The organism is Arthrobacter sp. ISL-48, from assembly GCF_018613805.1.
Classification (GTDB): Bacteria; Actinomycetota; Actinomycetes; order Actinomycetales; family Micrococcaceae; genus Arthrobacter.
In genome coordinates this window covers 176,824-195,156 of sequence record NZ_JAGGPL010000009.1, presented here as the reverse complement: position 1 = coordinate 195,156, position 18,333 = coordinate 176,824, and the positions used below count along the sequence as shown (strand labels likewise).

The window sequence follows — 18,333 nt, the reverse complement described above, 5'->3', positions numbered from 1 at the left end:
GCCGCTGAAAGTGGTTCTAGCCGTTGCGTAGATCCAGCCACGATGTCTGTTCCTCGTTTAGTTCGATGCCGAGACCCGTCATCGTGGAGCGATACTCCGCGATTGACCGTGGCCCAACCAGTGCAAAGGTTGGGAACTGCTGGGCGAGCACGTAGGCCAACGCCACAGCCGTAGCCGGCACGCCGAATTCTGTTGCCAACTGTTCAGCGCGGCGCTTCCGCTCAAAGTTCGCATCGCCGTAGAAGCAACGTACGAGATCTGAGTCAGTGAGGTCGTCAGGGTTCGCGCGGGCGAAAAAGCCGCGGGCCTGTGAAGACCAGGGTAGGAGCGCTACGTCGCGTTCCGTGAGCCAACGTTTGGACTTCGGGTCGGTAGCAGTTCGACATCCAGCCCAGGGGACGTCGTAGGCCTCCGCCAACCCGAAGTAGTTGCTCAGTACCGTGAGGGGCCGCCTGCCATTCGCGGCCGCCCAGGCATTGGCCTCATCGAACCGCTCCAGGCTCCAGTTCGAACCGCCAAAGGCCGTAATTAGCCCCGCGCCGGCGTGCTCGTCCAGTACATCAACAAACTCACCAACGGGGATGTCGGGATTGTCGCGGTGCATCAGGTAAACGTCGGCATACTCGAGTCCCTGCCGGTCTAGGGATTCCAGCAGTTGCCGAGACAGGGAATTGGGATCACAGTGCGGCGTGTGGGCACCTTTCACAATGACGACCGCGTCCTCGCGAACCCCCCGGTTGGCGAGCCATTTTCCGAACCGCTTCTCGTTTTCACCGTCATGACCGTACATCCATGCCGTGTCGAATGTGTTACCCCCGGCCGACCAGAACGCGTCAAAGAGTGACGAAGCGTGCGCCAGGTTCGGCTGGTTGTCGCAGCCCATAACAAGTCTGGAGACCGGTTTGTCCAGCCTTGGAATCTGCGCATAGCGCATAGGTGTATCTGGCATTACAGCTAGCGGCAGGCCAGAGACGGTGGGAATGTTGGCCTCATCGACTTCGAACGGGAACCGCACACCCACTTGGTCCCGCCAGCGCTCCAGCACGGCCGAGGTTCCCAACGTGTCCTCAAGGGACATCTCAACGGGCTCCTGGCCGGTTGTGACCGCTTTTGCGAGGGCGTCGGCCTCCAGAGCGTAGGGTTTGTTGGCCGGGTTGTCCGAAGCGAACGTGAACTTCTGCGGCTGCTCCCCCACACGCCGGAGTACCAACTCCTGCCGGTCGTGAATTGTCCACGGATCAGAGAGGAACACGGTGCCCTCCGAACCGGAGATTGTCACCTCTTCGGGATTCTCAAGGCGAATCCCCGCACGCAGTGTTGCCGTGAGGTCGGAGGGAAAGGTCAAGCGTGCAACCGCCCATTCGTCCACGCCTGTGCTGCCGACATATCCGGCCGCCCGCACATTGATGGGTTCGACGAAGGGTTGCCCGAAAGCTGCGCCTGCCACGGCACGTGCCATCGTCACCGGATAGCCACCGACATCGAGAATGCCTCCACCGGCGAGGTCCGCGTCGAACAACCGGCCCTTCTTCTCGGGCACGTCAAAGCAGAAGCTGGCATCGATGTGCTGGACGTGCCCGATGGCTCCGTCGCTGATGAGCTCGAGGAGCTTCTGTGTCTGCGGATGGAACCGGTACATGTAGGCCTCGATGAGGACGACGCCTGCCGTACGCGCGGCGTCGACAACAGCCATGACGCTTCCATGATTCGGCGCGAGCGGTTTCTCGCACAGCACATGTTTGCCTGCGCGCACCGCGGCCAGAACGAGCTGCGCGTGACTGGTGTTCACGGTTGACACGTAGACAGCGTCAACGTCCGGGCTCGACAGCACCTCTTCGTACGTGCCGGTGATCGCGTGCGGGACACCGGCTTCCACCGCGAAGTCCTTCGCGCGAGTCCGGTCGGAACTGCCGATCGCTACGAGCTCCCCCGTCTGACTGGACGGAAGTTGCTTTGCGAATTGCCTGGCAATGTATCCCGGGCCGAGGATGCCCCACCTGATGGTCTCCGTGACAAACTCCGTCAAGACAAACTCCTTTGCGCTTAAACTTTCATGGATGGATTGCGGATGTTGAGGGGGTGAACATCGCAACCGTTACTAGTGCTTGATGACGGTGTCAGTCAGGAACGGTGTCGCGACTGAAGCAGTGTCCTTCGCGACGGCGACCGCGCGGCCGCCTTCCACCGTCACCTCAAACCGGGTAAAACCGCCGTCGGCCTTCGGAACGGTGACGGTCCTGCGGTGGCCCTCTTCCGCGGCGAAGGCCTTGAATTCCAGCTCGTTGGCCCAGTCGTACTCAGGCCTGTCAGTCACCGTACCCAAGGGCAGGACTGTGCCCTCGCGGACGTACACGGGGGCCTCCATGACCGAAAACTCCTTGCGGTGCCACTGACGGCCGGCCAACTGCTCACCGGTTTCAAGGTGCGTCCACGTTCCGGCGGGGAGGTAGAAGTCCACCGAACCGCCCACACCCATCACCGGTGCCACGAGCAGCTCAGATCCGAGCATGTACTGCCGGTCCAGGTAGGCGCAGGCTGGGTCATCCGGGAACTCCAGGAACATGGGCCGCATCAGCGGCGCACCGGTCTGGTGGGCGTCTTCGGCCGATGCCAGCAGGTATGGCATGAGCCGCATTTTCAACCCGGTGAAGTGCCTCAGCACGTCACTGGACTCGTCGTCCACCAGCCAAGGAACCCGGTAGGAGTTGGAGCCGTGCAGACGGGAATGCGAGGACAGCAGTCCGAAGGCGATCCACCGCTTGAAAAGCTCCGGATCCGGCGTCCCTTCGAACCCGCCAATGTCATGGCTCCAGAACGCGAAGCCCGACGAGGCCAATGACAGGCCGCCGCGCAGTGATTCTGACATCGCCGCGAACGTCGATTCGCAGTCGCCGCCCCAGTGGACGGGCAATTGCTGGCCGCCAGCGGTGGCCGAGCGGGCGAACAGCACGGCCTGGCCCTCCCCCAGTTCCTTGGCAAGCAGGTCGAACACGGTCCGGTTGTAGAGCTGCGCGTAGTAGTTGTGCATCCGCTGCGGATCGGAGCCGTCGTGCCAGGCAACGTCTGTGGGGATCCGCTCGCCGAAGTCCGTCTTGAAGGAATCCACGCCCTGGTTCAGCAGGGTCCTCAGCTTGTCCTGGTACCAGGTCACGGCGTCCGGGTTTGTGAAGTCCACCAGACCCATGCCGGCCTGCCACATGTCCCATTGCCACACCGAGCCGTCGGCGCGCTTCACCAGGTAACCCAGCTCGGCGCCTTCACGGAACAGGTGCGAGCGCTGGGCAATGTAGGGGTTGATCCAGACGCAGACCTTGAGGCCCCTTTCGTGGAGGCGCCGCAGCATGCCTTCGGGGTCCGGAAAGGTGGACGGGTCCCAGACGAAGTCGCTCCAGTGGAAGGCACGCATCCAGTGACAGTCGAAATGGAACACAGACAGGGGAAGTTTCCGCTCGGCCATGCCGTCGATGAATGACATCACAGTCTTCTCGTCGTAGTCCGTGGTGAAGGACGTGGACAGCCACAGCCCGTAGGACCACGACGGGACGCGGGCCGGCCTGCCGGTGAGCTCCGTGTAGCGGCGCAGGATGTCCTTGGGCGTGGGCCCATGGATCACAAAGTACTGAAGCTTCTGCCCCTCAACGCTGAACTGCGTGCGTGAGACCACCTCGGAGCCGATTTCGTAGGACACCCGCTCCGGATGGTTCACGAACACGCCATAGCCCGCGTTGGTGATGAAGAAGGGCACGTTCTTATAGGCAAGGTCGCTGGAGGTGCCGCCGTCCTCGTTCCAGATGTCGATGGACTGACCGTTCTTCACCAGCGGCCCGAACCGTTCCCCCAGCCCGTAGATGTTGGTGCCCACCCCCAGCGTCAGCTGTTCGTGGATGAAATGCCGCCCGTCCTGGTCGGTGATCAGGCCGATGCTGCGCGGCACTGAACTGGTCAGCAGCCGGCCATCGCCGATGAAGTCCACATTCCAGTCGCCTGACGTGTTGATCTGTGCCGTGAGGCCTCCGGATGTGAAGGTGGCCGCCCCGCCGGCGGTGGTGATGCTGACGTCCGCACTGCCTTCCTTCAGCCCGAAGTGCGGGCCCTTATCCACGCCGCCCTGGAAATGCTCGATGGTCACGCCGATCACGTCCGCCAGCGGCGACGAAAAGCTGATAGTCAGCTGCGGGCAGTTCAGGGCGTCCCCCCGGGACCTGATCTTCTGGGTGGGTGCATAAACGGTCAGCGTGTCACCGGTGGATTCCACATCTGACACGTCCCGCGGGTGCAGTGCGGAGAGGCCCTTGCGGTGAAGCCAGTAGCCGTCGGTGAATTTCATGCTGTTCCTCTGTTTCGATCGTTCTAAGAGTTGGAAAGTTGTGTGGGCGCCGGTTATGTGTGGGCCGGTTCTCCAAGGTCCGGTTCCTTGAGCACCAGGGCCCCGTAGGGCGGCAGGGTCAGCTGTTCGCCGTGGTCAGCTCCGGAGAGCAGGTCCACGGACGCCCAGCCAAGATGAACCGCTTGCGGCAGGTTCGAATGGTTGAGCAGGAACAGGTGGCCGCCTCGGCTGACTGCTTCCACCGGTTCCGGCAGCGGTACATCCAACGGGGAAGCGATGCCCGTGGAGTCCAGGACTGCAACCATGACCCGGTCCAACGCCTCTGCAGGAAGGTCGGCGGCGATGTACCAGGCGCTTCCCTCGCCTTTGCGGTTCCGTACGACGGCGGGCTTGCCTTCCAGGCGCCCCTCGGCAAAGTGCGCCACGGCTTCCGCGGTTTCCTCCCGGAGCGCCAGGTCCTCCGCCCAGATACTGGCGTGCCACGATGGGTCTGTCTGTTCCGCGGGATCCTGGCTGCCAAACTTAACTCTCAGCGGTGAAGCCAGCGGCAACCACTCCTCGCCGTCGACACCAAGAAGATCCGCCAGCACCCCCGGGAAGCGCCCGGGAACCAAATGTCCGTTTCCATCCGCCACTCCACTAAACGGGCCCACCACCAGGTGGCCGCCATGCTGCACAAACGTGCCAAGGGCTTCCGCGTTCCGCTGCCCAAGGATGAAAAGGCTCGGCGCCAGGACCAGCTCATACCTGCCCAAGTCCGCAGAAGGATGGACCACTTCAACGGCAAGCCCTCTCCGCAGGAGCGGCTCGTAGTAGGCCTGGATCTGCTTCACGACTTCCAGCCGGCTGGTTGGCGTGTCCGGTGCTTCGGCGGCCCACCAGCTGTCCCAGTCAAAAAGGACCGCGATCTTCGCTTCGCACGGAGTGCCTGCCAGCTGACGCAGGGACTGCAGGTCATTGCCAAGTTCCGTCACTTCGCGGAATACGCGTGTCTGCTCTCCCGCCAGGGGGACAACGGCTGAGTGGAAGCGTTCGGAGCCGAAGCTGGACTGGCGGAACTGGAAGTAGCAGACGCCATCGGCTCCCCGTGCTATGGCCGACAGGGCATCTACCCGCAGTTCACCCGGTTCCTTGGCCACGTTGTGTTCGCGCCAGTTCACCGCCGAGGTTGCGGACTCGATGAGCAGCCAGGGTTCGCCGCGGGAGAGCCCCCGGCACAGGTCGTGGGTCAGGGAGCCCAGCCGGTGCGACTTCGGATCGGCCGGATCGGTGTACCAGTCGTTGGCCACGACATCCGTTTCCTTGGCCAAGGAGAAGTAATCCGCGCCGCGGAAGAACCCCATCAGGTTGGTAGTAATAGGGCTAGCGGGGTCGTAGCGGCGGATGATGTCCCGTTCCGCGCGGTAAAGGGACAGCAGCTGGTCAGAAGTGAAGCGCTGGAAGTCCAGGGTTTGACTCGGGTTGACCAGGTAAGGCGCCCGTCGCGGCGGTATGATCTCGTCCCAGCTGCCATACCGCTGGCCCCAGAAGGTGGTGCCCCAGGCGCGGTTCAGTTCTTCAAGCGACCCGTGTCTCCGCATCAGCCAGACACGGAACGCGAGCGCGCTTTCGTCGTCGTAGCTGATCTGCCCCAACTCGTTGCCCACATGCCACATGGCAACCGCCGGGTGGTTCGCATACCTTTCAGCCAACGATTCCGTAATGGCTGCCGCGGCCCGGCGGTATCTGGCGGATGACGGGCTGAACTGGTTGCGGGAGCCGTACCAGAGGGTGCGGCCGTCCGCGTCCACCGGAAGCGTCTCGGGGTAATCGTGGCCCAGCCAGGGCGGCGGTGATGCCGTGGGGGTGGCCAGGCAGACCCGGATGCCACCGTCGTGTAATAAGTCCAGGATATGGTCCAGCCAGCCGAAGTCGCGGGCCCCTTCCCTGGGTTCAAGCGTTGCCCAGCTGAACACCCCGACCGTGGCAAGGTTGATGCCGGCCTTCTGCATCAGCCGGATATCTTCCGGCCAGCTTTCCGCCGGCCACTGCTCGGGGTTGTAGTCGGCGCCGTGGATGAGTCCCAGTGTCTCCGTCAGGGAGTCCAAGCCGCGCCTGGGCGTGGAGGTGGGAGAAGTGTCAAAGTTGATCATGGTATCGAATCGCTTCAATCGGGGCTGGACAGTTATGGTTGCTCTACACCGGGATGGTTCGGGCCAACCCGTCGAAATCAATCGAAATGCGGGACGTCCCAAGCAATTTTTGTGGCTATGATGGTGTTCCACGCGCAGAGGAAGGGAGTGGCCCATGGCCACCATGAATGACGTCGCCAAGGCTGCAGGAGTGTCCACCAGCACCGTGTCCTACGTACTGAGCGGCAAGCGCACCATCTCCCAGGAGACCCGGGAACAGGTCCTGGCGGCCATCAGGAAGCTGGACTACAGCCCCCACTCCGGCGCCAGGTCCCTTGCGTCCAGCAGATCCAACGTTCTGGGCCTGATGGTTCCCCTGCGGGCGGACGTGAACGTCAGCGTGATCATGCAGTTCGTGGCGGGCGTCGTGACCACTGCCCGCGATTACAACCAGGACGTGCTGCTCCTGACCCAGGACGACACCGACGGCATCCACCGGGTGACTTCGCAGTCCATCGTGGACGGGCTGCTCATGATGGATATCGAAGCCCGTGATCCCCGGATCCCCCAGCTTGCGAAGCTCCGGAAGCCTGCTGTCCTGATCGGTTTCCCGGACGACCCGCAGGGCCTGAGCTGCGTGGATCTCGATTTTGCAGCCGCCTCCCGTACTGCCGTGCGGCACCTGTCGGAACTCGGCCACCGGAGCATTGGCTTCATCGGCTCCCCGCAGGCCTCCCTGGAGCGTCATGCCACTTATGCCGACCGTGCCCGCAAAGGCTTTGAGGATGCCTGCCAGGCTGCCGGCATCGCCGCTGACCCCAGGGCTTGCGAGCCCACGTCCGCCGCCCTTGCCGACGCTCTGGACGCCATGTTCTCTCGTCAGGAGCCGCCTACGGCCTTGGTGGTGCACAACGAAGGACTGCTTCCCCTGCTGCGGGAGGCCCTCGCCCTGCGCGGGCTGCAGATCCCGAAGGACGTATCGGTTGTTGCCATCGCTCCCGAGGACGCGGCCATGGCTGCCGCCCAACCGTGGACGGCGGTTTCCATACCGGCCCACGACATTGGACGTGCCGCCGTCGAGATGGTCATGGACCGGCTCAACTCGGACAAGCCCGTGGAGATCCGGCTCATTGTGCCGTCCCTGGTGCAACGCGAAACCTCTGCGGCCCGCAGCTAGGAGGGCCTGTCCGGCGCTGGTGAAGGTCACCCCTTCACCGCACCGATCATGACTCCCTTGGTGAAGTGCTTTTGCAGCAGTGGGTAGACCATGAGGATTGGCATCACGGCCACCACGAGCACCGCCATCTGCAGGGCCAGCGACGGAGCAGCCCCCTGTCCTACGGCAATCTGGCCCGGGATCATCACACCCTGCAGGACATAGGAGCGCAGCACCACCTGGAGCGGGTTCATGGCGCTGTCATTGATATACAGCACCGCATTGAAGAACGCGTTCCAGTAGCCCACACCGTAGAAGAGGGCAATAACTGCTGTCACCGCCTTGGACATTGGGAGCACGATCTGGCTCAGGATCCGCCATTCGCTGGCCCCGTCGATCCGTGCGCTGTCCAGGATCCCGCGGTCTATCCCCATGAAAAAGCCGCGCAGGATGATGATGTTGAACACCGATATGGCACTCGGCAGGATCAAGGCCCAGTAGGTGTTAATCAGGCCGAGGCCAGAGACCAGGAGGAAGGCCGGAATCATACCGGCGCTGAAAAACATGGTCAGCAGCAGCGTGAAGAGGAGCGGTGTATGGGCAAAGGAGCCCGGCCGTGACAGGCCGTACGCGCAGAGCACCGAGACCACCATGCTGAGCAGGGTTCCCACAACGGTTACGCCCACGCTCACCAGCACCGCCCTGGTGACCACGCCGCCGTTAAGGATCTGGCTGTAGGCGTCAAGACTGATTTCCCCAGGCACAATCACCATTCCGCCGGCCGATGTAATGGTGGCCTGGGAGGAGAGGCTGGTGAGGACGATTGAGTACAACGGCCCCAGCACGGCGACCACCACCATGATGAGTACGGCCGCCTTGCCGATCTTCGCCGCCGGATGCGGTTCCTCCTCCCACGCTGGTCTGGACGACTTGTTGCGGCGCAGCGCCGCAGAAACTGTTGCTGCCGGTTTGGTGATTGTGCTCATGACTTTGAGTACACCCCGCTCTCTCCGAATAGGTGGGCCAGTTTGTTGGCACCCAGAATGAGTGCCAGCGATACCAGGCCCTTGATCAGGCCGGCCGCCGCGGCATAGCCCCAGTCGCCGTTACGAACGCCCGTGTAGTACACAAAGGTGTCCAGGACCTCTGACGCTTGCGCCCCTACGGCGTCGCGTTGCAGGATCAGCTGTTCAAAGCCCACGGACAAGGCATCACCCAGGCGAAGGATCAGCAGCAGGATGACGACGCTGCGCAGCGCCGGCAGCGTCACGTGCCACATCCGGCGCCAGCGGTTCGCTCCGTCGACGGCCGCTGCCTCGTACTGCTCCTGGTCGACGGCGCTGAGCGCGGCGAGGAACACGATGATTCCCCAGCCTGCATCCTTCCAGATTGCCTGTGAGGTAATCAGGAACAGGAAAGTGTCCGGGTTGGTCATAATATCCATGGCCTGCCAGCCATGGGCGCGCAGGCTCTGGCTCAGGAGGCCTGCCCCGCCGAGCACCTGCTGGAACACCGAAACCACCAGCACCCAGGAAAAGAAGTGCGGCAGGTAGACGATGGCCTGGATGGTGGAACGCAGTGCCGGGGACAGCAAGGAGTTGAGCAGCAGCGCCAGCACAATGGGGACGGGAAAGAAGAAGACCAGCTGGAAGGCCGTAATCACCAAGGTGTTCGTTACGGCGAGCCAGAAGCCCTGGTCCCCCAGGACGCGGGTAAAGTTGTCGAGCCCAACGAAGGGGCTGTCCGGAATACCTATGAATGGCGAGTAGTCCTGGAACGCCACAACGTTGCCGAGCATCGGGATATAGGCGAAGACGAGAAGCAGAGCGATGGCTGGCAAGGTCATCAGCACCAGGGATTTATCCCGCCGCAACCTGGTACGCAGGCCTGCTCTCTTGCGGGTGATGGACAGGTCCTCTTGGTGTGCGCCGTCCGGGCGGCCCGGGCGCCGGCCGGCTTGTGCTTGAACCCCTGAGTCGGTCAGGGTGGATTCGGAGGTGGTCATATCGGGCGTCCTAGGCGTTCAGGAATCCTGCGTAGAACTCACGCAGTTCGTCTCCGCCGTTCTTCTTCCAGGTGGCGATGGCCGCATCAAGGTCCGCCATGCTCTTGCGCCCGCGGAGAATATCCTTGGAAAGGTCGTCGAACGGTTTCCCCAAGGAGCCGAACTTGCTGGGCTCCTGGATCTGCAGGCCGTAGAAGAGGGGATCAACCACGTACGGGGCCTGGCGGATTTCCCAGTCCGTCTTGTTCTTCACGTAGCCGGGGTACTGGACCTCGTTGTTCACAGGGGCGGAGTTAACCAGGAACGCATATGTGCTGGTGACTTCGTCCTTGCCCTTGGCCGTGGCCTGCGGAGCGTTCTGTGCGTCGAGGGTGTAGTGGATGCCTTCAACGCCGTTGACGATCAGCATGTTCTCCTCCGTGCCGAAGGGAGCGGCCGCAAAGTTGGCCAGGGCCAGCATTTCCTCCACCTTCGAAGGATCATCGGTCTTCTTGATGAAACTGAATATGGCGGCGGGTGAGCCGCGGTACAACGTGGGCTTGCCGCCGTCAGGGGCAAAGAAGTCCATGGGCTGCATCTGGAACTTCGGGTTGATGGGCAGGTTCCGGCCCAGGGCTTCATGCCAGCCACCCACCCCGCCGGCGGTCATCAGCACCGCGCCGGACTCAAAGCGCTGCCCCGACTTCTGGATGTTGCCGGCCACGGCATCCGGGTGGACAGCGCCTGAGGCGAAGAGTTTCGCACCCCATTCCAAGGCAGCCCGGTATTCGTCTGTCTCAAACCTGCTCTGGAGCTTGCCGTCCACCAGCTTCCAGTTGTCCACACCGTGCATGAGCTGCGCGCCGGTCCACACTTCTTCAGAACCCCAGCGGTTCTTGGCCGGGTCCGTGAGTTCCTTGGCCAGTGCGATGTATTCATCGGCGGACTTTGGCTGTTCCAGACCCATTTCATCGAACAGGTCTTTACGGTAGAAGAAGGCGTTCCCGACCCCTCCGGACGGGTACGGCAGCCCGTACAGCCCGCCTTCGAAACAGCTGTACTTCCACGCAGCGGTGGGGATATTTGCGAGGTTGGGGTACTTCTTGATCTTGTCGCCGGCAAGGTACTCGGAAAGGTCCGTGAAGAGGCCCTTGACTGCCTGGCCGAACCGCGGCGGAAGGTTCCACGAGGGGATGACAATCCAGTCCGGCACATCCTTGGGCGAGGCCAGGACTGTCTGGATCTTGTCCCCATAGGTGTTGCCATCACTGACCTGGAAGTTCAGGGTTGCGCCCAACCGTTCGTTCACGGCCCGGTGATAGCTGTTATCCGCCGGCGGGATTGCCCACCAGGCCGGGGTCATGACCGTATAGCTTCCGCCTTTGCCCGGAACACCCTGCACTGACTTGACCGAGGACGAGGGCATGCTGGTGAAGCCGGGCGCCGTTCCGTTAACACTCGGGATGTCCGGCTTGACGGTTTCCAGCGGGATGTAGCTGGGCACGAGCTTGGACGTGGCGTCGGCCATTCCCGCGGAACTGGTGGCCTGCGGGGCCCCGCCGCCGCTGCTACATGAGGTGAGCGCAGGAAGGGCGGCAAAGGCCACGGCACCCCCCACGAGGCCCAGGAACGACCGGCGGCCTACTCCTGTGCGGCCGAGCTCCTTCAGGGACGCGCCGCGTTCCGATGAGGCGTTGCTTCCAAGCATGATTTGCACTCCTTTGTGTGGACTTCTGTTGGCCTGACGAAGGCGTAATTGTCAGGCCGGCTGCCCCTTTGCGCAGCTCTGCGACCGGCAACCTAGCCGGGCATTCGTCGAAGTTTGACCAGTGAAACTATCGAAGCGTTTCGATTGGCCCAAGCCTAGATGATCGCAAAACAGACCGCAAGGGTTTCTTATGTTGCAGGTCACACCACGAAATGCCACAATGTTTGCCAAGCATCCGGCACGCAAGCGTTTAAACAATTCGGCTCCAAGGACGGACCCACTCATGCAAATTACAGCTACCGCCACCACCGCTGCCACTCCCGAGGCCATGCTGGAGTCCCTCGCCCTGGACCAGAAGATCGCCTTGCTCCACCAGCACGCCCCCGCCATCGAAGCCCTAGGCCTGGCCCGGTTCCACACCGGGGCCGAAGCCGCCCACGGTGTGGCGTGGCTGGGCCCGGCCACTGTCTTTCCCCAGCCTGTGGGCATGGCCGCCACCTGGGACGAGGAACTGATCCGGCGGGTGGGGACCGCCGTCGGCCGTGAAGTCCGTGGCAAGAAGGCCGGCAACAACGTCTGGGCTCCGGTGGTGAACCCGCTGCGGCATCCGTTGTGGGGACGCAACGAGGAAGGGTTCTCCGAGGATCCGCACCTCACCGCAGCTTTGGCCGGGGCGTACTGCGCGGGCCTCAAGGGAGACCATGAACGCTTCTGGATGACGGTGCCCACGCTGAAGCACTTCCTGGCCTACAACAATGAACAAGACCGGAACGTTTCCAGCAGCCAGCTGCGCTTGCGCGTGCTTCATGAATATGAGCTTCCGGCCTACCGCGGCCCCATCGATGACGGTGTGGCGGGCGCTGTGATGCTCTCCTACAATCTGGTCAACGGCCGGCCCGCCCACGTCTCGGACCTGGTCGCCGGAGAGCTGCGGCAGTGGCGGAACGGGGAGGACATCTTCATCGTCACCGACGCCAGTGCACCGTCCTCGCTCTACACCGCGGAGAAGTATTTCGACGACGGCCCGTCCGCCTACGCCGCTGCCCTCCGCGCAGGGGTGGACAACTTTACCGAGGACGGTGACAACCCGGAGCCGTCACTCAGGCATCTGCATGCGGCCGTTGACCGCGGGCTGATCAATGAGGCGGACGTCGACCGCGCGGTTCTTCGCCTGCTCACGCTGCGTGAGCGCACCGGGGAGTTCGAGCCCGACGGCGGCCCCTACGCTGACCTCGGTGCGGAACTGGTGGGCGCTCCAGCACACGTGGAACTGGCCCGGGAATCTGCCCGGAAGGCCGTGGTACTGCTCCGGAACGAGGCGGCGGTCGGCGGAGAAGCTCCGCTCCTCCCGTTGGGTTCGGCACCGGGCAAGATCGCGGTCATCGGTGCTTTGGGATCCACGGTCCTCAGCGACTGGTACAGCGGCACCCTCCAGAACGAGGTCAACATCGCGGCGGGGTTGTCCGGACGGTATGGAGAGGTGGTGGCCGAGGCAGGCCTTGACCTGGTCTCGCTCCGCTGCGTCCGAACCGGCACCTACCTCGGCGCGGGGGAGCCGGACGCCGGCCTCACGGCCGGCGCCGCAGCCCCCGGGCCCGAGCACACCTTCCTGCTCAAGGACTGGGGCGGCGGCGAATGCACCCTGCAGTCCCCCGCTACAGGCAAGTTCGTGGCTGCCGATGGCTACTACCTGGCCGCCTCCACCGACCGGGTGGGCGGCTGGGTGGTTCAGGAAACCTTCCGACTGCATTACGGCACGGACGGGACAGCGGCCATCCAGCACATCGGCAGCGGGAAGTGGGTGCGGATCGAAGCGCACACCGGAAGCGCGGCCCTGTCGGCCGCGACGGCAGACACAGCGGACCGCTTCGCGCTTCGGACCGTCCGCTCCGGGCAGCAGTCCGCCCGGGAGGCGTCCGCCGCAGCCGATGTCGCCGTCGTTGTGGTGGGAAACGACCCACACCTGGGCGGCCGGGAAACCCTGGACCGGTCCACCTTGGCACTTCCCGAACCCGAGCAGGAGCTGATCCGGCTGGTCCGGGAAGCGAACCCGCGCACGGTCCTGGTAATCGTCTCGTCCTACCCCTACTCGCTGGGCGCCCTGGCGGACACTCCCGCCATCGTGTGGACTTCGCACGCCGGGCAGGAACTGGGCAACGCGCTGGCGGACGTGCTCAGCGGCGACTTTGAACCCAGCGGGCGGCTGGCGCAAACCTGGTGGCGGCGCGACGAGGACCTCGCGGACATCCTGGACTATGACCTCATCACCTCGCGCAGCACCTACCTCTACAGCGAGGCCGAGCCGCTTTTCCCGCTGGGACACGGTCTGGGCTACAGCACGGCCAGCTACGAGTCCGCGGAGCTGGTGGATGAACCCGACGGCGGCGGGATTGACGTCGTAGTCCGCAACACCGGCAGCCGGACCGTGCATGAGCTGGTGCAGGTCTACGCCGCCAGCCCCGGGCACCGCTTCGACTTCCCGCGGCGGCTGCTGGTGGCTCACCGGCGCGTGGAACTCGCACCTGGCGAGCGCCGCACCGTCCGGCTGACGGTGCCCCTGCACCGGCTGGCCACCTTCAGTGTGACGGCCGGACGGATGCACGTGGAGCCGGGGATCTACGAGCTCATGGTTGGCCCGTCTGCCGGCGACCTGCCGCTGGGCGTTGAGCTGACGGTGGCCGGTGAGGGCAGCGGGCACCGAAGCCGCGGGGCCTGGATCCGCGCTGAACTGTTCGACGAGTGCTCCAACCTCGCGCTGGTGCCGGAGACGCCGCTGGCCGGTACCGCCGTCGCCCCCTTGTCGCCGCAGGAAAGCGCGAGGGCGGTCTACCGCGGCTGGGCGGGCGCCTCACCGGGATCGGTGGCGTTCCGCTGCACTTCGTCCGGCGCCGCCCGGATTACAGTTCAGCTGCCGGGCCGCGGCGGCACCTGGACAACCTGCGGAGAGGCCGCGGTTGAGGCGGAATTCTCCGGTGAACTGCTGCTGGAGCTCCCGCCCGGGAACAGGGTGGATACTGACGCCGTCCGGGTGATCCTTGCCGGGCCCGTGACCATGACGGAGCTACAACTGGGCTAGGTGCCCGGGCCGCGGCCGGACGGCCGAGCAGCTAGAGCGTTGCCGGATCCGTGTTGGCACCACACAGGATGACGGCCACGCGCTCGCTTTCCTCCGGCACGTAGGCGCCAGCGTGCAGGGCGGCGAAGGCCGCTGCGGCACCGTGTTCGACCACCAGACGGTACTCATCCCAGAGCTGCGAGCGCGCAGCGACGATTTCGTCGTCAGACACCAGGACGCTTTCGACGCCGGTCCTGACTGCCACCGCGAAACCAATTTCACCAATGCGTCGGGCCCCCAGGGAGTCTGCGGCGATGCCGGATACCGCCACATCGAAGGGCCGGCCGGCGGCCAGCGCGGCGTGCAGCGTGGGCGCGTTGTCGGGCTCGACGGCCACCACCTTGGCGTGGCCCTCAACGGCGGCGGCGATTCCGGCCATGAGCCCTCCGCCGCCAACCGCCACTAACACCGTATCCACGCCCTCGAGCTGGTCCAGCAGTTCGGACCCGACCGTGCCGGCGCCGGCTGCGATCTCGGGCTGATCATAGGCGTGGCAGTAGACGGCTCCCGTTGTCGCGGCGTAGGCGATGGCGGCGTCGTAGGCCACGGCATACTCGGAGCCGCCTTGAACCACGTTGGCGCCCATGACTTCCAGCTTCGTGACCTTGACGGCGGGAGCGGAGTCCGGCACGAACACGGTCGCGGGGACACCCAGCTGTGCTGCCGCGTACGCGTTGGCCAGTCCGGCGTTCCCGCCGGAGGCCACCACGACGCCGACCTCGGGCCTTAGCTCGCCGCGCTCCTGGCTCGCGAGGAGGCGGTTGAGGGCGCCGCGGGCCTTGAACGTTCCGGTGTGCTGCATGAACTCGCACTTGAACCACACGGGACCCGGGAAGGTGCCCTGATCCGTTTCCAGTATGGGCGTGCGCCGGCTGAGGCCTGCGATCCGGGCAGCGGCTTGGTCCACGTCAGCGCGGGTGATCATGAGGATGCTCCTGGTGGATGCGGAAGGGCAGGACTTCAGCCTGGTGCCACGTGTGGCCCTGTCCCGCTAGGCCTGATCGTCCCACATACCGGACTCGTCCACTGCCTCCTCAGGCTTGTGTTCAGCGTCCGGATCACCACTTCCCACATACGACGCCGGCACCGTTCCTGGCGCCTGCGTCTGCTGTTCCTCACGGATGTTGCTTGCCGTCCCGGCTTCCGGTTTCGTTTGCTCGTTTTCTTGGGCGGTCATGGAACTTCCTTTCAACTGGGGACGCTGCATGGTTCCCGCCGGAGGTATCCCCGGCCAGAATTCCAGCCTACGTGTGAACTACGCCTCAAGGCGGGACAATCCGGCCCTGAATTCCGTTGAACAAATGGCGGAAGGAGACCATTTGCTCATTGTTCTGACTGGAATAGACGGCGCAGGAAAATCAACGGCCGCCCGCGCCCTGGTGTCGGCAGCCCAAACCGACGGCCGGGACGCCCTGCTGCTCAGCAATCACGCGGGCCGGCGGAGCATGTCCGTGCTGGCTGCAAAACTGGTGGTCCGGTGGCCGCCCCGACTTGCCGATGCGATCGAAACATCGTTCCGCGTTGTCAATGTCCTGGTATCCCACGCCCGGGCCAGACGGTTCCAGGGCATGGTGGTCATGGACCGCCACCTCTTCTGCCAGCTGGCTCTGCGCAAGACCAAAGACCTGCCGCGCGGCCGCCTGCTCCCCTGGCTCATCGGCGCCCTCCCGGCACCGGACGCAATTGTCCATCTGGACATCGCGCCCGAGCTGGCACACCAGCGGATTGTGGCCCGCGGCACCGATGCGGAAACATTATCTGACCTGGTTTCCCTGCGGGACGCCTACCGCTCCTTGCCCGAATACCCGGACTTCGTGGAGCTTGATGCAGCCGCTCCACCTGCGGAGGTGGCGTCCCGGCTCGCGCAGCTTGTCAGCCAGGGCAGCAGGGCAGCAGGGCAGCAGGGCAGCAGGCCCGGCCTAACTGCTGACCGCGGCTGCAGCTGCGGGGACCTCCGGTGAGCTGCCCGCCGTCGGGACTCCTGCCGTCGTGATGTCCGACGCCGGTGCTTTCGCCGGCACGGCTTCCACCGCCGCCTCTGCCTGCGGGAGGTCTCCCCGGAATGCGCGGAGCATGGCTTCGCGGTCGAACTGGCCCTCCCATTTTGCCACCACGAAGGTGGCCACGCAGTTACCCAGCAGGTTCACGGACACACGCATGGAGTCCATGAGACGGTCAGCACCGAGCAGCAGCGCAACGCCGGCGACGGGGAAGATGCCGAGGGCTCCCGCGGTGGCGGAGAGGGCCAGGAACGCGGAGCCCGGAACGCCGGCCATTCCCTTGGAGGTGAGCATCAGGACGCCAAGGGCCGCGAGCTGCTGGCCCAGGTCCAGGTGATGACCGAACGCCTGGGCCAGGAACAGCAGCGAGATCGAGAGGTACAGGGCCGCGCCGTCGAGGTTGAAGGAGTAGCCCGTAGGGACCACCAGTCCTGTGGTGGCCCGGGAGCAGCCGGCGTTGGTCAGTTTGGTCATGATGCGCGGCAGCACCGATTCGGTGGAGGCAGTACCCAGCGCCAGGAGGAATTCCTCCCTGGAGTATTTGATGAACTGCCAGAGCGGCACCCGCGGATAGACCCAGGCCACCACGAACAGCAGGCCGATGAAGATGATCGCGGCGCCGTAGCAGGCGGCGATCAGCAGTGCGTAGGTGCTGAGGGAGCCCAGGCCGTACTGGCCGATGATGAACGCCATGGCGCCGAACGCGCCGATGGGCGCCACCCGCATGACCCAGGCCATGATCTTGAAGAACAGTTCCAGGACCGTCTCCATCAGCGTGATCACCGGAAGGCAACGCTCACGTCCGACGACGACGATCGCCGCGCCGAAGAATACCGCGAAGCACAGCACCTGGAGCAGGCTGTTATTGGCGAAGGCACCCACAACGCTGGTGGGGATAATGCCCAGCAGGAAGGCTCCGGCGTCCTTGGGCGGTGCTGTGCCCGTCGTGGCCTTCAGGGCGTCCTGGGACAGGGTAGACGGGTCGATATTCAGCCCGGCCCCGGGCTGGACGATGTTGCCCACGATGAGGCCGAACACCAGCGCGAAGAGCGTTGCTCCGGTGAAGTACACCAGCGCCTTGACGCCGACCCGGCCCACGGCCCTGACGTCGCTGACCGCGGCGATGCCGGTGACAATGACCAGGAAGATCAGCGGCGCAATGATCATCTTGATGAGCGCGATAAAGCCGTCCCCCAGCGGCTTGAGTCCCGTGCCGATGTCCGGCCAGAAGTGGCCGATCCCGATTCCAAGGAGAACGGCGATAAGGATCTGAAAAAACAGGGACGTGTAGATCGGCTTCTTCGTCCGGGCCGGCGGACGGAATGCGGAGTTTGCCGCGGAAGCCGAGGCGGAGGGGAGGATCATGGGGCTGCCTATCAACGTCGGAACGGCATCAGGCCGTTAGGGTCAATGGCAACGGTAGAGTTCCAGTGTTTCGGGCAGGATAAATCCGTAATGCGGAAAGGTTTAACCGCAAAATGGAAAAGAGGGCTTCTCAACGCTGCTCGGGGCGGCTCGCGGCAGCCTCACCTCAGAACCCGTCATCTACCCAGGCTATGCACTTCCGCAGTCAAAGCGCCGGCCAACTCGGATGCCGTGGCGAGCTCCCATCGTTCGCCATCCTGCTCGTAGCAGACCACCACAGACTGATCCATTACCCTTGCCGCATCCAAGGCAAGCAACAGCGCATCCTCCATGTGCCGGGCGTGCTCGAGCCGGTCCACGAGGGCGCCCGGAAGGTAGCTGTCATCGATCAGCACGTGGGACTTACCCTCCACGATGACCTTCAGCAGATATCCCTGGTCCTCATGGACGGAACCGCGCGTGGAAGCAATCTCCGTGACTTTGTCGGCACGAACCAGTCCTTGGTTGATAGTGCGTATCCATACCTCACCCATGAAAGCTCCTTACGTTGTGAGGCACGCTGAATCC

General features: G+C 64.2%; 13 protein-coding genes. 3 read left to right on the top strand and 10 right to left on the bottom strand.

Features of this window, described 5'->3' with window-relative positions; genetic code table 11:
* Nucleotides 1–16: 16 nt before the first annotated feature.
* From J7E83_RS11530 to J7E83_RS11520, 3 genes are all read right to left on the bottom strand, one after another.
* Nucleotides 17–2,026, bottom strand: a complete 2,010-nt coding sequence (locus J7E83_RS11530; RefSeq protein WP_214962155.1) for an aldo/keto reductase — start codon at nt 2,024–2,026, stop codon at nt 17–19.
* A 72-nt stretch (nt 2,027–2,098) separates the two neighbouring features.
* Complete coding sequence (gene yicI, locus J7E83_RS11525) at nt 2,099–4,327, bottom strand: alpha-xylosidase (protein ID WP_214962153.1); 2,229 nt, start codon at nt 4,325–4,327, stop codon at nt 2,099–2,101.
* A gap of 53 nt (nt 4,328–4,380) precedes the next feature.
* Nucleotides 4,381–6,459: a beta-galactosidase gene (locus tag J7E83_RS11520; RefSeq protein ID WP_214962151.1), complete on the bottom strand. Its 2,079-nt coding sequence runs from the start codon at nt 6,457–6,459 to the stop codon at nt 4,381–4,383.
* A gap of 154 nt (nt 6,460–6,613) precedes the next feature.
* Between J7E83_RS11520 and J7E83_RS11515 the strand changes: the two genes are divergently transcribed.
* On the top strand, nt 6,614–7,615 hold the full coding sequence (locus tag J7E83_RS11515) for a LacI family DNA-binding transcriptional regulator (protein ID WP_214962150.1): 1,002 nt from the start codon (nt 6,614–6,616) through the stop codon (nt 7,613–7,615).
* A 26-nt stretch (nt 7,616–7,641) separates the two neighbouring features.
* Here the strand turns inward: J7E83_RS11515 and J7E83_RS11510 are convergent, their stop codons facing one another.
* From J7E83_RS11510 to J7E83_RS11500, 3 genes are read right to left on the bottom strand one after another with little or no spacing between them, the layout of a single operon-like run.
* The gene (locus tag J7E83_RS11510) at nt 7,642–8,580 is read right to left on the bottom strand and encodes a carbohydrate ABC transporter permease (protein WP_214962148.1); all 939 of its coding nucleotides are present in this window, start codon (nt 8,578–8,580) and stop codon (nt 7,642–7,644) included.
* A complete protein-coding gene (locus J7E83_RS11505) occupies nt 8,577–9,599 on the bottom strand; it encodes a sugar ABC transporter permease (protein WP_214962146.1) in 1,023 nt (340 codons plus the stop codon). The genes J7E83_RS11510 and J7E83_RS11505 overlap by 4 nt, the downstream gene beginning before the upstream one ends.
* Before the next feature lie 10 nt (nt 9,600–9,609).
* On the bottom strand, nt 9,610–11,286 hold the full coding sequence (locus J7E83_RS11500) for an extracellular solute-binding protein (RefSeq protein WP_214962144.1): 1,677 nt from the start codon (nt 11,284–11,286) through the stop codon (nt 9,610–9,612).
* A 283-nt stretch (nt 11,287–11,569) separates the two neighbouring features.
* Between J7E83_RS11500 and J7E83_RS11495 the strand changes: the two genes are divergently transcribed.
* Nucleotides 11,570–14,362 (top strand): glycoside hydrolase family 3 C-terminal domain-containing protein, encoded by a 2,793-nt coding sequence (locus J7E83_RS11495; RefSeq protein WP_214962142.1) that lies wholly within the window; start codon nt 11,570–11,572, stop codon nt 14,360–14,362.
* A gap of 31 nt (nt 14,363–14,393) precedes the next feature.
* On the opposite strand, the gene J7E83_RS11490 is transcribed toward J7E83_RS11495, so the two are convergent.
* Together J7E83_RS11490 and J7E83_RS11485 are read right to left on the bottom strand one after the other, a co-directional pair.
* Nucleotides 14,394–15,326, bottom strand: a complete 933-nt coding sequence (locus tag J7E83_RS11490; RefSeq protein ID WP_214962141.1) for a threonine/serine dehydratase — start codon at nt 15,324–15,326, stop codon at nt 14,394–14,396.
* Between the two features lie 66 nt (nt 15,327–15,392).
* The gene (locus tag J7E83_RS11485; protein ID WP_214962138.1) at nt 15,393–15,578 is read right to left on the bottom strand and encodes a hypothetical protein; all 186 of its coding nucleotides are present in this window, start codon (nt 15,576–15,578) and stop codon (nt 15,393–15,395) included.
* A gap of 142 nt (nt 15,579–15,720) precedes the next feature.
* Here J7E83_RS11485 and J7E83_RS11480 point away from each other — a divergent pair, with 142 nt between their 5' ends.
* Nucleotides 15,721–16,362 carry an AAA family ATPase gene (locus J7E83_RS11480; protein WP_214962136.1) on the top strand — a complete coding sequence of 214 codons (642 nt, stop codon included), beginning with the start codon at nt 15,721–15,723 and terminating at the stop codon, nt 16,360–16,362.
* Here J7E83_RS11480 and J7E83_RS11475 read toward each other — a convergent pair.
* Entirely contained in the window at nt 16,321–17,766 is a 1,446-nt protein-coding gene (locus J7E83_RS11475; protein ID WP_251043756.1) for a cation:dicarboxylate symporter family transporter, read from the bottom strand. The genes J7E83_RS11480 and J7E83_RS11475 overlap by 42 nt on opposite strands.
* 176 nt (nt 17,767–17,942) lie before the next feature.
* Nucleotides 17,943–18,299: a hypothetical protein gene (locus tag J7E83_RS11470; RefSeq protein WP_214962135.1), complete on the bottom strand. Its 357-nt coding sequence runs from the start codon at nt 18,297–18,299 to the stop codon at nt 17,943–17,945.
* Between the last annotated feature and the right edge of the window lie 34 nt (nt 18,300–18,333).